The following is a 13,041-nucleotide window of genomic DNA, read 5'->3' on the forward strand; positions in this document are numbered from 1 at the left end:
AAATATGCAATACCTTATTCCTATAGTGTAAGAAAGGAAGTGAGCAAAAATGAAGAAAACCAAAATTGTGATTGCCCCAGATTCATTTAAAGAAAGCATGACAGCAAAACAAGCTGCTAAGGCTATAGAGCGTGGATTTCGTTCTGTATATACGGACGCTTTAGAGGTGGATATTATTCCAATGGCTGATGGAGGTGAGGGAACAACCCAATCTTTAGCAGATGGATTACAAGGAACACTATATGAAAAAGAAGTTACAGGACCGTTAGGAGAGGGCGTAGTTGCAACCTATGCGATCTCGGGAGATAGATCAACTGCAATCATTGAAATGGCAGAAGCATCAGGACTTCACCTCGTTCCAAAGGAAAAACGGAATCCATTGTTAACTACTACTTTTGGTACAGGTGAATTAATCAAAGCAGCCTTAGATAAAGGCGTTACGAAAATCATTCTAGGGATTGGTGGTAGCGCTACAAATGACGGTGGTGCAGGGATGATTGAGGCACTTGGCGGTATTTTTTACGACAATCATGGCTATCAACTAAAGCGAGGTGGCGGGGCATTATCTCATCTAGCTCAAATAGACTTGTCACATCTAGACGTCCGCTTAAAATCTATAGAAGTAGAAGTTGCTTGTGATGTGGATAATTTGCTTCTTGGTCCTGATGGAGCAAGTGCCGTTTACGGTCCACAAAAGGGAGCGACGGAAGAAATGGTTCAACAATTAGATGATGCATTATGTAATTTCCATGAAATCATTTCAAAAGCTACTGGTACTAGTGTTAAAAACGTACCTGGTTCAGGTGCTGCGGGTGGTTTAGGAGCTGGTCTATTAGCTGTACTTCATGCCAAGTTAACACCAGGCATTGATATTGTGCTAAAAGAGAGCCAATTTTTCGACCGAGTAAAGCACGCTGACCTCGTCATTACAGGAGAAGGGAAAATAGATAAGCAAACGATTTACGGCAAAACTCCTATTGGTGTTGCAAAAGCTGCCAAAAAATGTGGTATTCCTAAGGTCATTGCATTTTGCGGTACGCTAGGAAAAGGATATGAAACGATATATACTTATGGTATTGATGCAGCATTTAGTATCACACCTGGCCCATGTCAACTAGAAGAAGCAATGATACATGCAGAAGCATATTTAGAAGGAGTAGCAAGGAATGTAGCTAGGATTTATTGTTATGACATTTAAAGAATGGAGAAGTGGAATTTCTCGAGATAGAGCCACTTCTCATTTTTTAGCTTCATTCATTGTAAGTACAAGAAAAAACTTCAAGTAGTGCTTTTACACATAGTACTGATTTTGCAAGCCTTTGAAGCACTTAGTAGAAAACTACATAAATCCTTTCATCCACAACCACTAACACAGACCTTATTAAAAGCATTTCACAACGTCTAACACCACTTATTATTTCAAATGTACTTTTTACTATTCTGGATCTCCTTCTGTAGCTTCAATTCCAGTTACAAAATCATGCTTATCTAAATTAGCTTTAAAATCAAAACCATCAGTGCGCTATTAAGGTCTGAATTCGGTATTGTACCAGGCTCAGGCCTTTTAGTTTTGCCTTGATTCGTTTGTTGTTATAGTATTCTATATATTTTTCTAGCTCTTGCTTAAAATGCTCTATACTTTCGAATTCATTTAAATAAAGAAATTCTGATTTCATAATGCCAAAGAAGTTTTCAATAACGGCATTATCATAACAGTTGCCTTTACGTGACATACTTTGCGTAATCAATCTTTCTCTCAAGGCGTGCTGATATTGTTTCATTTGATAATGCCAGCCTTGATCCGAATGAATAAGCAGTGCATCTTCCTCTGATAACCGTTTAAATGATTTCTCCAACATTTCCGATACAAGTGAATAAGTAGGTCTAGAGTCGATTGTATAGGCAATGATTTCCCCATTATATAAATCCAGTATAGGTGAAAGATAGAGTTTCTCCCCAAATAATTTAAACTCTGTAATATCCGTTACCCATTTTTGATTTGGCTTTTCGGCATTAAAGTTCCGATCTAAAATATTTGGTGCGATATTGCCAACCTTTCCTTTGTAAGAGCGATATTTTTTCATTCGAACTAGGCTTTTTAAACCTAATTCTTTCATGATGCGTTGGACTTTTTTATGGTTTACCTTATGCCCTCGATTCCATAGCTCGTCCCGGATACGGCGGTATCCATAACGTCCTTGATGCTCATCGTAGATAGCTTGAATCAGCTTTTTCAACTCCACATCTTTATCCGGAAGTCCGAATTTACTTACTATATAGTAGTACGTGCTACGTGGAATCTCTGCCAGCTGCAGAAGTGCCTTCACAGGGAATTCATGCCTTAGTTCATAGACTACTTGCGCTTTGTCCTGTTTGGTAATTTCTCCTTATTTTGAACTAAGGCATTTAGCCAATCAAGGTATGCTTTTTATTATGTTTTTTAATCAACTAGTAACTCCAAGTAATATTTATCATTTTCTTCTATTTTTCTTAAAAATTCCTCAAGAGAAGTCGCAATTTGAATATCATAATAATAAACTGGACTGCTATTCTTTTCATTCAATTCAATTGACATTAAAGCTGATTCGCTACTTTCAAAAAATATTAGTTTGTTATTTTCAAATTCATTATAGATTTCTATGTCAGGATAAAACTCAAAATCATTATCTCTTAATCGAAAATCTCTTACGGAATAAGGATCCATAATACGATTTATATTAAACTCTGAACCTTTAATAAACCCGTAGCCAACCTCTATATAAAAATTAACAAACTCCTTAGGAAATTTTAAATCGAGTTCCTTCTCAACCTCTTTTATTTCATTTTCAGTTACTGGATAAAAACTATTTTCTTTATTTGCCTTCATAGATTCGTATCCCATTATTTTTTACTTCCTTTAAATAGTTTATTTGCTTGTGTACCTGCTCCATGTATACCAGCTTGATGCTCATTTGGGAACTTTGCAGGATGCATATTCCACCATTCATGTTCTCCGCCAAAAGTATTTTCAATCATATGATGAGCATCATACTTATCTCCTTGTTTCCTAATTATTTTACCTATTTTTTCTGAAATAACATTTTCATTAACACAGGCCACTTTTGCCCCGTGTTTTCTTCCCACTCTTTAATTACTTTATTTTTTTACCTTATCAAATGCCTTAAACACATTACTAATTATACCGCCCTCTATTTGCTTCAAATTCGCCCAGATATCATTACAATCCACACGCATCATCGTATTTCTTGAGATCGGTGAGATATACCTGGTAGTTGTTACGTAATAACCTTATTAAGCTCCGAAATTAAAGTCTAAAAAACCTTGACTGAGTAGTCAAAACTCAATCAAGGGTTATTAATCACTCATTAGTCATAAGTTCCGAAATGAACTTGGGCAATGTAACATTCAACTAATTGTTTTCCTTTTTAATTTGTTCAAACCAAAGTCTAGCAATAGAACTTGCAGTTTTATTAGAATCATTTGTGTGTACAAGTTCATATTTATAACGTGCGGTTAGTTCATTTGATTTCACATCATAAACAATCTTAATTTCTGCAGGCATTTCACGATCATATTTCTTACATAATTTAACTATTTCTTTAATATTTTCATTAATTATTTTTACAACTGCTTTTTGCCGTTCCACTGCTATATCATAAGAAAAATTGGTATCATCCTCTTCATTAACTAATGCATCATTGAGTTTATGTCTCTCTACAATTTTACCATTGATATTATAAAAAAAGTCACTTGAAACTAGACCTTCTTCATATGAACAATATATATATTTTTATTAGCTCTTTCAAAAACATACTCTAAACAAATTGAAACCATATCTTCCTGCAATTCACTAAAGTAATCCTCAAATACTTTACCCAATTCATTCACTCCTAGTTTATTATATTTACTTCCTCATATTTTCCACCTATTTCATATTCCACGATAAATTCTGATGGCCTTTTATTATTTTGGTCGTATTTGATTTCAACATTAACTTTTATTTGTAAGTCACGCTTCACGAACCTTCACCGCCAATGGCTGCTCCAAGCTCCTCGTCAACTTCTTTCATGCCTTTAAGTAGAGCTACACCTGCTTGATGAATTTCTTCCATCTGTTTGACCAAGTCTTGATTGACATCGTTATTCATGTTATCTAATAAACCATCCACTTTGGAGATAAAATCCGAATTAAAGGTTTTAAGCCTGTCCCTCGTATTAGAGCGAAAGTCTGTTGTATACCCCTCAAAATCATCAATCGCTACCCGTAACTCATCAATAATTTTTTGCAGTGCTATAAAGTCCACTTTAATTTGTTGTCCAGATACCACAAAACCTCTCCCATCATCCAAAACTAGCGGAAATGAATGGATTCGATTTCCGAAATTAATTGTTGAAGTTCATGCACCATCTCATTCACAATCGCTTCCATATGCTCCTCTACAGATGCATTTTCTAAATCCATATCAGCAAAGTTTTGTTTAATTTCCTTCCGTGCATCTTGCAAATTGTTAATAATCCCTGCATCCCATCCCGCGTACAACAAGCCACGGCAAAAATCGCGATCATATAATGCCATCACACATCACCTACTTTTTGTTTCAAATCCATCTCCTGCTCTAACTGAGCCATATCATGATTGGAAAACTCAATCGAGTTCATACCTTTTTCAACAATAAATTCTTTTTTCATTAAGAATACATACGCTTCTTCCATCTCATCCTGATACCCACGGTGAATGATTCTTTTTATCAGTGGTGCGGTAAAATTGATTTTCGCACCCGCTTTGATCTCACCAACTGGATACAATATTCCGACATAGGGAAAATAACTTTGGTAATTTTTTGGACTTACAAACCGCTCCGTAATTACTACTTTAGAAGGAGATGTCTTATTTTTATCCGGCTTAAAAAAAGTAGGATCGAGCTCCACAACCGTTCCAAGTGGCAGTACTTCCCTCATTATTTCTATTGCATTTGTTAAAAGTTGAAATAACCTATCATGATGCAAAGTAAACTGCTTATTTATAAACATAACTGTGCAGTAACCTTCTTCTTGCTTACATGAAATGATGCCATGGCTCCATGCTACATCAATGTTAGGCTCCCTTTTCTTAACAGCTAAAAATAAATCGTATAACACCTTCTCCTCGCGCAAACATAATTGAAAAAATTCACGAACGTTTTGTTTTAGGTCCAAATCCAAACCGGATTGCGATGTTTCCAATATCTGATTTATTTTCTTTAAAACAAGCGTGGTTAATTGTTTTTGCATCCGTTCCGTCATAACTATCAACATCTCCTTTCGTTATCGGTAGAAGAAATACCTTGCTCCCCGATGTTGGCTTATCGCAAAGTCTTATGAAACACTGTCCATGTTTACTATAAACACTAATTTTTTTACTTTTTTATAGTGTAAAAACTTAAAGCCTGTTTAAAACAGTATCTCAGTCTAGTAAAGTGTGCCCACATGGGCTCAGTTCCCCAGTCCAAATTGAATGGCCATCTTGTTCTGTTTTAATTTGCTTTATATACGTCATCTTTGTATGGAAAAAACTATCCTATAGTGTAAAAACTCACCTGCAAATGCTTTTATAATTAATGGTAACTACTGTCCAAGCGGTTACATGTTTATAAAAATGCATAATTCAGCTATTTTATGCTATATCATTATCATAATGCTAAAATTATCCATTCACAACAAGGCTTTTTTCCTAATTATTCATGAATAATTCCAACTATATGAGTATAAGTACAGTTCTTTTCACCTAGTATTTTTACCATATGTTTTATTTTTTACAACGTATTATTGTGATTAAAAACTATACTGTTGTTTTAATTGAAATAAAGCTCTTTTCATAAACGTTTGCACAACAGATTAAACTTACCTGAACATCTATTTGCTTCTTCATTAATCTTCTCAGCCAACAACTCTTCCTTGTAGCATATACACTTTACCAATTATTAGTTGAAAATATAAAAACAACCAATATTTAATTGTATAATTCTGTTAAAATACCTTTAAAGGGGGCTGGCAATGTACAGCTTTAGTGAACGTTTAACAGATGTACGAGTAGAAAACGGATACGGTCAAAAAGATATCGCTGAAAAACTAAATATAACTACAAGTGCGTACGGCTATTACGAACAAGGAAAAAATGAGCCTTCCATTGAAACAATTAGAACACTAGCAAAGCTGTTTGACGTATCTACCGATTATTTATTGGGGTTAATTGATCAACCTAAACATCCCGTGAATTTTACTATAGAAGATGACTTCTCATTAACTGAATTGGAATTGCAAATCGTAAAAGAAATGAAAGAAGAAGAATTCCTAAAACAATTGAGCGATAATCCTACTGAAAACGTGGAAAAACTAGTGAAATTTTGGCGATTTATTAATGAGGAGTTGTAAACAATAAAGAGATACATAGCTTGAATACCAGCGATAAGTTTATGAAGGTCTTTCCTACTAATCCACATAATCATGTTGGTGCGAACCTGAAGTGCACATAGAAACCTCGGGGGATCGCACCTATTTTTGATTGTTTTTGTTAATAAATGGAATGAAAGAAGCCAGTTTTAGATTTTCCTTCTAAAAATAAAGGATTTAGAGTGTTTTTGGGGAATTATAAATGGGAATCGCTATCGCACCTTGGATAGGTGCGTGGATTGAAATAGGTGGGGATACAAACCCTGATACACTATAAGTTAAGCGCTACAATCACAGATTGGTCTGTATCAAGCTAGAGATTCGGTGACAATGGAGGGTACCGTCACCGAAAACATTTAGCCTTTCCGTATTTCCGAGTAAACATAATAATAGTAACTCTTAACTGAAATTCATTTGCAAGGATCATTACGATGATGAAATATTCAAATTTTCTGTTTGAAATTATAAACCTAACAGTCAACTATAATATTATCAATTAGTCTTGCCGTTGAAAATCGCACCGCAACCGCAATAAGCACCTTTCCATTTACTTCAGAGATGTCTTCTAAATAAGGAAAAGTCAGCATTTCCACATAATCAACTTCTACATTTTCACCTAACTGCTGATCTAAATAATGACGAACTGTTTTGATAATAACGTTTGCGTCTGTCTCTCCTTCGATAATTAGCTTTTTCCCTAATAGCAAACTATTAAATAAAGCAGGCGCTTTTTCTTTCTCCTCTCTTGTCAGCTTGACATTCCTTGAGCTTATTGCTAGTCCAGAAGGTTCACGCACTGTATCCACTGGAACAATTTCTACAGGGAAATCGAATTCCTCGACCAAAGCAGTTACAATTGCGAACTGCTGCACATCCTTTAATCCAAAATAAGCGCGGTTAGGCATCGTAAGATGAAACAGTTTTGTTAGTACAGTAACCACGCCATCAAAATGTCCTGGACGTGTTGCACCACACAACTTATCTGTCTTTTCTGTCACCATCAATTTTATAGACTTCTTATGCTTGTACATGTCATCAACACTAGGCATAAATAATATATCAACACCAGCTTCTTCAGCTAGTTTCTTATCCCGCTTTTCATCTCGAGGATATGTAGTATAGTCCTCGCCTTGTCCAAATTGCAGCGGATTAACAAAAATACTCATAATAACGTAATCATTATTTCGTTTTGCTTCTTCCACTAATGCTAAATGCCCCTCATGCAAAAACCCCATAGTCGGAACAAAACCAATGGAATGATCAGCTGCTTTTACTTGTTTTGCCCACAAATACATTTCTTCTTTTAATGCGATGGTTCTCACGTTATTCCCCTTTCTCTAAGGAAGTTAATTCTTCCTGTTCCATGCTAAATGTATGCTTACTTCCTTTAGGAAAGTGACCTGCCTTTACCTCCCGTATATAATCGTTTAATCCATGCAATACTTCACGATTTACATCTGCAAAACTTTTAACAAATTTCGGTACACGCTCGACGCCAAATGTTACCACATCATGAAAAACAAGCACTTGTCCATCTGTTTTCGAACCAGCTCCGATTCCAATTACAGGAATACGTAATTGATATGCAATTTTTTGCGCAAGCTGGTGCGGAATGCACTCTAATACAAGAGCAAATGCTCCTGCTACTTCACATTGCTTCGCATCTTTCATTAATTCTGTCGCTTGTTCAGCAGTCTTTGCTTGCACTTTGTATCCCCCTAGTACTCCGGCAGACTGCGGTGTTAATCCAAGATGCGCCATCACCGGGACCCCCGCATTCGATAACGCTTGAATGATGTCTATTACTTCTCCCCCTCCCTCTAATTTGACTGCATGAGCACCACCTTCTTGCATCATTTTCCCAGCTGTTCGAAGCGCTTCCTCTTTGCTAATATGATAAGACATAAAAGGCAAGTCCGTTACAATAAACGTGTCTTGCGCACCCCGCTTGACCGCTTTTGTATGATGAATCATATCACTTATCGTAACAGGTATAGTCGAATCATAACCAAGCACAACCATTCCTAATGAATCACCAACCAAAATCATATCGATACCTGCTTTTTCTGCTAGCTTTGCTTGTGAGTAATCATAAGCAGTTACCATTGCTATTTTTTCTCCTACTTGTTTCATTTTCAAAAATTCAATGGTAGACTTCATTTTCATCTCCCCTTCCGTTTGGTTGGAAAACTTGTTTTTACCTAAATTTATAAGGATACTGCAGCCTTTCATTTACTATAATCTAAAGATTCTATACTTTTCAGCAGATAAAAAATAATAACTTGCTTATCGAGCAAGTTAAACACGCAAACTTCAAATCGCTCACTTTAAAACAAAACGTTAAATTCTTTAACGTATACAGCGTTTTCAGATTTGAACGTTCAATGATGATGCAGTATGCTTATACAACCTAGTCTTTATTTTCACTTACTTTCATTGTAACTTCAATGGCTTTCCTACCTTTCCATAACAATATACGGTATCAAAAGGTACCATAGCAGCCCTTAACATGTATTAATTTTAAATTGCTGTATCTTTTTATATAAAGTCACACGTGAGATACCTAGTTTTTTAGCAGCAACTGATTTATTGCCATTATATTTTTCTAGCAACTGTATAATTCTTTCTTTTTCGAGTTCTTCCTTTTCCTGCAATAAAGACATATCAGTTATTTTATTCTGTTCCACTTTTTTTCTCTGCAAGTTAAAGTGTTGCGTCAGCTCTTCCCAGTTGATATATCCATTTTCAGCCAATATCGTAATTCTCTCCATAAGATTACGAAGTTCTCGTATATTTCCTGGCCATTTGTAAGCAACAAGTTGCGTTATAACTTCTTCTTTTAATAAAGGGACAGGCATTTGGTATTGGGATGCAAATTGTTTCAAAAAATAGTTAGCAAGCTCTGGAATATCCTCCGTTCTCTCTCTCAACGATGGCATTTTCACTTGAATAACATCGAGTCGATAATATAGATCCGAACGGAACTTATTTTCATTCATAAGTTTCTCAAGATCTTGATTCGTTGCTGCAATGAACCGCACATTTAACCCTTTTCCCTTTGAATCTCCAATTCTAAAAACCCGGTTTTCTTGCAATACTCGAAGAAGCTTCACTTGCATTTTTTTAGGAAGCTCACCAATTTCATCTAGAAATAAAGTACCTCCATCAGCCATTTCTATTTTTCCTTTTCTCCCTTGTTTTTCCGCCCCTGTGAATGTCCCTCTTTCATATCCAAATAACTCACTTTCAAACAGCGCTTCTGGAATAGCACCACAATTTACAGGTATAAAAGGTCCATCCCTTCGAGCGCTTGCATCGTGAATAGCTTGCGCACATATTTCTTTTCCTGTTCCACTTTCCCCAAGGATAAGCGTTGTGGCATCTGTACTAGCGACTTTTCTAGCAATACGTATGGTTTTTTGTAAAGCTGGACTTCTCCCTTTCATTTTTGAAAAAGGGGTTTCTTCTTTATTCATATATATTTTTCTCTTAAGTTCATTTAACTCTGTAGAAGTTGATAACAAATTTTCATTTAATCTTACAATGTTAGAAACATCACGATCAATGGACACTACACCAATCAATTCGTTGTTATCGTTGTAAATCGGAGCGGAATTTATTACAACATGCTTATCCTCTCTAGGACGATGATACGCATTTTTAACAGGTTGTTTCGTTTTTAAAACATATAAAAGCAATAAATCTTCGTCTTGAAAAAAATCTGTTATTGGCTTGCCAATGATTTCATCTTGGTGAATCGTATACGTTTGAACTGCAGCATCATTCCAAAATAAAACTTTACAATCAGGTGCAATAACTACTATAGCATCATCTTCTGTTGCAAGAATTGTATTTAATATGTAATTCTTATTCATTTCACCCCACCCCCTTTATCAGATAACTGTAAACAATTGTATACTTTTCTTACATTTTTGTAAATAAAGTATACATAAAACAAAATACAACACCTTATCAAAATGTATATCAAATAGTTAGACTTTTATTTATCCCCACTATTTTTCAAGTCACTAGCGTATTATCTAAAAACTTCTTACAAAATCCTCTCTGACTTTGTCTTGTTCAGCACACATCTCCCAATTATGGAAGCAGTTTAATACTCAGGTTTTCAAGATGATGAAATCATGCCGTTTAAAGCTGAGTTTAGACTAGTGGGATCCAAAGCAATTGGCATATTTTTTGCTATATGAATTTTGAAAGCTTTATATCATTAGAAAGGAAGATGACTATTGATTAATATCTCAAGCCTATTACAAGCAATCGATACACATACAGTGGGAGAGCCAACTAGAATTATTTTAAAAGGGATACCTAAATTAGAAACAAATACGATGTGGGATAAGAAACAAGAGCTAGAAGAGAAATTTGACCATTTAAGAGCAGTTTTAATGAATGAGCCAAGAGGGCACTCAAATATGTTCGGAGCATTTATTACCGAACCCTGTAATAAGAATTGTGATCTCGGCGTTGTTTTCGCTAATACGAAAGGCTACTTGAATATGTGTGGTCACGGTACTATCGCTGTAGTTACTGCGGGAATTTCACTTGGTATGATTGAAAAAAAAGAAAAGGTTCTTCTTGATACACCTGCTGGTATTATTTCATGCCATGTAACATTTGAAAACGAAAAAGTAAAACGAGTCTCATTCCATAACGCCCCTGCTTTTGTGTACAGACGAAACCTTACTGTGAAAATAGAGGAAAATCTAGAATTGACGTTGGATATTTCCTACGGTGGTAATTTTTTTGCCATATTAGATGCTACTCAACTTTCTTTAAGCATATCGCTTAATAATGCGGAAAAATTTATTGATTTAGGGATGAAAATAAAGGATGCGGTTAATAAACAGATAACTATTTCACACCCAGATTATCCGCATATAAATACAGTAGATTTAGTAGAATTCAGTGAACAAGTTGAGGACAATTATTATCGTAATGTCGTTGTATTCGGAAATGGTCAAATCGACCGTTCACCTTGTGGAACTGGCACCTCGGCAAAACTTGCTTTACTTAATTTCCCAGTTGGTGAGCAAATGAAACATGAAAGTATAATTGGTACTTCCTTTACTGCGAGTGTTGTAAAACAAACAAAAGTCGGTCATTTTAATGCTATTATTCCACAGGTATCTGGTTCTGCATGGATAACAGGATTCCATCAATTTGTAATTGACCAAGATGACCCCTTTAAGCACGGATTTTCGGTATAGTTATAGAAAAAGGAGTTTAATATGAACACAAAATTGACAGCGCTTCAATTATTAGCAGTTAGCTTCATGCTGTTCGCAATGTTTCTTGGTGCGGGAAATATTATTTTTTCCCCTATAGTTGGGCAACAAGCTGGCAGTAATGCATGGGTTCCCATGTTTGGATTTTTAATAACAGGAGTAGGACTTGTTCTCTTAGCGATTATTGCGCTAGCAATGGCTGGTGGGAGAGTGGAAACTCTAGCTGAACGAGTCCACCCGAGGTTCAGCTTCTACTTTTGTATTTTATTATTTTTAACCTTGGGACCATTTTATGTTATACCGCGTACCACATCCGTAGTATACGAGATTTCTATACGTCCTAATTTATCAATGATTAATATGGAAGCAAACGTTATTTTATTTGTTTTTTCGTTTCTATTTATAACAATAACAGCTATTCTCTCTCTTAACCCTAATAAGTTTGTTGACCGACTAGGAAAAGTCATTACTCCTATATTCTCCATTCTACTTCTTATTATTGTAATAAAATCGATTATTACACCAATGGGAGTAATACAACAACCACAACCGGCCTATATAGAGGGTGCATTTCTTAAAGGATTTACAGAAGGTTACCTTACAATGGACGTTCTAGCAGCGTTTGTTTTTGGAGGCGTTTTCATGAAAACGCTAAAGGGTTTAGGTGTAGTAAATCCAAAACAAACTGCGAGTATCTTTATTAAGTCTGGTTTCATTACTGTTGTCGGCTTATCCCTTTTACATATTTCACTTGCATGGCTTGGAGCGACAAGTATTGAAGCAATTGGAATCTTAGATAATGGTGGAGTCGTTCTTGCTGAAGCTTCCCGATACTTACTTGGTAACACTGGTCTATTGATGATTGGGACAATTGTTATTCTGACTGGGTTAACGACAAATATCGCATGCTTATCGGCCGCTGCTGAATTTTTTGAACGCGTATGCCCAAAGATCAGTTATAAGAATTGGATATGCATGCACGCTTGCTTGGGTTTAATAGTTACAAATTTTGGGTTAAATCAAATCTTAAACATGGCAACGCCTGTACTATTCTTTCTATACCCAATGGCCATTACACTCATTGTATTAGCGCTAATGAATAACTGGTTTAAAGGATATCAACCTGTATATATTGGTTCAATGATAGGCGCAGGTAGCATTGCTATCATGGATGCTATCAAACAAACGGGACTTGTCACGGAAAATATTTTAAATGATTTTTTTTCATTCCTTCCTTTATTTTCAAACGGAGGAGGCTGGATACTACCAGCATTTATTGGAGGAGTGGTTGGTTTTCTATTTTCTATATATAGCCGAACAGACAAACGTAAATATAATCTCAAGGGAAAAGCTATCTAATTTTATTG

12 protein-coding genes and 3 pseudogenes are annotated in these 13,041 nt (G+C 35.6%); 4 read left to right on the forward strand and 11 right to left on the reverse strand.

Annotated elements, in window-relative coordinates; genetic code table 11:
- Nucleotides 1-49 precede the first annotated feature (49 nt).
- Nucleotides 50-1,198 (forward strand): glycerate kinase, encoded by a 1,149-nt coding sequence (locus tag B2C77_RS16260; protein WP_077705998.1) that lies wholly within the window; start codon nucleotides 50-52, stop codon nucleotides 1,196-1,198.
- Nucleotides 1,199-1,514: 316 nt separating this feature from the next.
- Here the strand turns inward: B2C77_RS16260 and B2C77_RS16265 are convergent.
- From B2C77_RS16265 to B2C77_RS16295, 8 genes and pseudogenes are all read right to left on the reverse strand, one after another.
- Nucleotides 1,515-2,408: pseudogene (locus B2C77_RS16265) on the reverse strand (IS3 family transposase); the annotation flags it as partial.
- 32 nt (nucleotides 2,409-2,440) lie between these two features.
- Complete coding sequence (locus B2C77_RS16270) at nucleotides 2,441-2,881, reverse strand: SMI1/KNR4 family protein (protein WP_077705999.1); 441 nt, start codon at nucleotides 2,879-2,881, stop codon at nucleotides 2,441-2,443.
- A pseudogene (locus B2C77_RS16275) lies at nucleotides 2,881-3,143 on the reverse strand (LXG family T7SS effector ribonuclease toxin YxiD); the annotation flags it as partial. The pseudogene B2C77_RS16275 and the gene B2C77_RS16270, both read right to left, overlap by 1 nt.
- A gap of 266 nt (nucleotides 3,144-3,409) precedes the next feature.
- A pseudogene (locus B2C77_RS16280) lies at nucleotides 3,410-3,834 on the reverse strand (DUF600 domain-containing protein).
- A 56-nt stretch (nucleotides 3,835-3,890) separates the two neighbouring features.
- A complete protein-coding gene (locus tag B2C77_RS21880; protein ID WP_217697392.1) occupies nucleotides 3,891-4,019 on the reverse strand; it encodes a DNA/RNA non-specific endonuclease in 129 nt (42 codons plus the stop codon).
- Nucleotides 4,016-4,327: a hypothetical protein gene (locus tag B2C77_RS16285; protein WP_077706000.1), complete on the reverse strand. Its 312-nt coding sequence runs from the start codon at nucleotides 4,325-4,327 to the stop codon at nucleotides 4,016-4,018. The genes B2C77_RS21880 and B2C77_RS16285 overlap by 4 nt, the downstream gene beginning before the upstream one ends.
- A gap of 23 nt (nucleotides 4,328-4,350) precedes the next feature.
- On the reverse strand, nucleotides 4,351-4,578 hold the full coding sequence (locus tag B2C77_RS16290; protein WP_141130749.1) for a hypothetical protein: 228 nt from the start codon (nucleotides 4,576-4,578) through the stop codon (nucleotides 4,351-4,353).
- On the reverse strand, nucleotides 4,575-5,282 hold the full coding sequence (locus B2C77_RS16295) for a DUF4176 domain-containing protein (RefSeq protein WP_176087349.1): 708 nt from the start codon (nucleotides 5,280-5,282) through the stop codon (nucleotides 4,575-4,577). Before B2C77_RS16295 ends, B2C77_RS16290 begins: the two co-directional genes overlap by 4 nt.
- Nucleotides 5,283-6,032: 750 nt before the next feature.
- Between B2C77_RS16295 and B2C77_RS16300 the strand changes: the two genes are divergently transcribed.
- Nucleotides 6,033-6,410, forward strand: coding sequence for a helix-turn-helix domain-containing protein (locus B2C77_RS16300; RefSeq protein WP_077706003.1), 378 nt, complete (start codon nucleotides 6,033-6,035; stop codon nucleotides 6,408-6,410).
- A gap of 488 nt (nucleotides 6,411-6,898) precedes the next feature.
- Here B2C77_RS16300 and panC read toward each other — a convergent pair whose 3' ends face one another.
- The 3 genes from panC to B2C77_RS16315 form a co-directional block, all read right to left on the reverse strand.
- The gene (gene panC, locus B2C77_RS16305) at nucleotides 6,899-7,750 is read right to left on the reverse strand and encodes a pantoate--beta-alanine ligase (protein ID WP_077706004.1); all 852 of its coding nucleotides are present in this window, start codon (nucleotides 7,748-7,750) and stop codon (nucleotides 6,899-6,901) included.
- 1 nt (nucleotide 7,751) lies between these two features.
- Nucleotides 7,752-8,588 carry a 3-methyl-2-oxobutanoate hydroxymethyltransferase gene (gene panB, locus B2C77_RS16310; RefSeq protein ID WP_077706005.1) on the reverse strand — a complete coding sequence of 279 codons (837 nt, stop codon included), beginning with the start codon at nucleotides 8,586-8,588 and terminating at the stop codon, nucleotides 7,752-7,754.
- A 344-nt stretch (nucleotides 8,589-8,932) separates the two neighbouring features.
- Nucleotides 8,933-10,303, reverse strand: coding sequence for a sigma-54 interaction domain-containing protein (locus tag B2C77_RS16315; RefSeq protein ID WP_077706006.1), 1,371 nt, complete (start codon nucleotides 10,301-10,303; stop codon nucleotides 8,933-8,935).
- 372 nt (nucleotides 10,304-10,675) lie between these two features.
- On the opposite strand from B2C77_RS16315, the gene B2C77_RS16320 reads away from it, so the two are divergent.
- Complete coding sequence (locus tag B2C77_RS16320) at nucleotides 10,676-11,656, forward strand: proline racemase family protein (RefSeq protein WP_077706007.1); 981 nt, start codon at nucleotides 10,676-10,678, stop codon at nucleotides 11,654-11,656.
- Nucleotides 11,657-11,677: 21 nt separating this feature from the next.
- Complete coding sequence (gene brnQ / locus B2C77_RS16325; protein ID WP_077706008.1) at nucleotides 11,678-13,033, forward strand: branched-chain amino acid transport system II carrier protein; 1,356 nt, start codon at nucleotides 11,678-11,680, stop codon at nucleotides 13,031-13,033.
- The last annotated feature ends 8 nt before the right edge of the window (nucleotides 13,034-13,041 follow it).

The sequence above is a fragment of the Virgibacillus dokdonensis genome (assembly GCF_900166595.1).
GTDB lineage: Bacteria > Bacillota > Bacilli > Bacillales > Amphibacillaceae > Virgibacillus > Virgibacillus dokdonensis.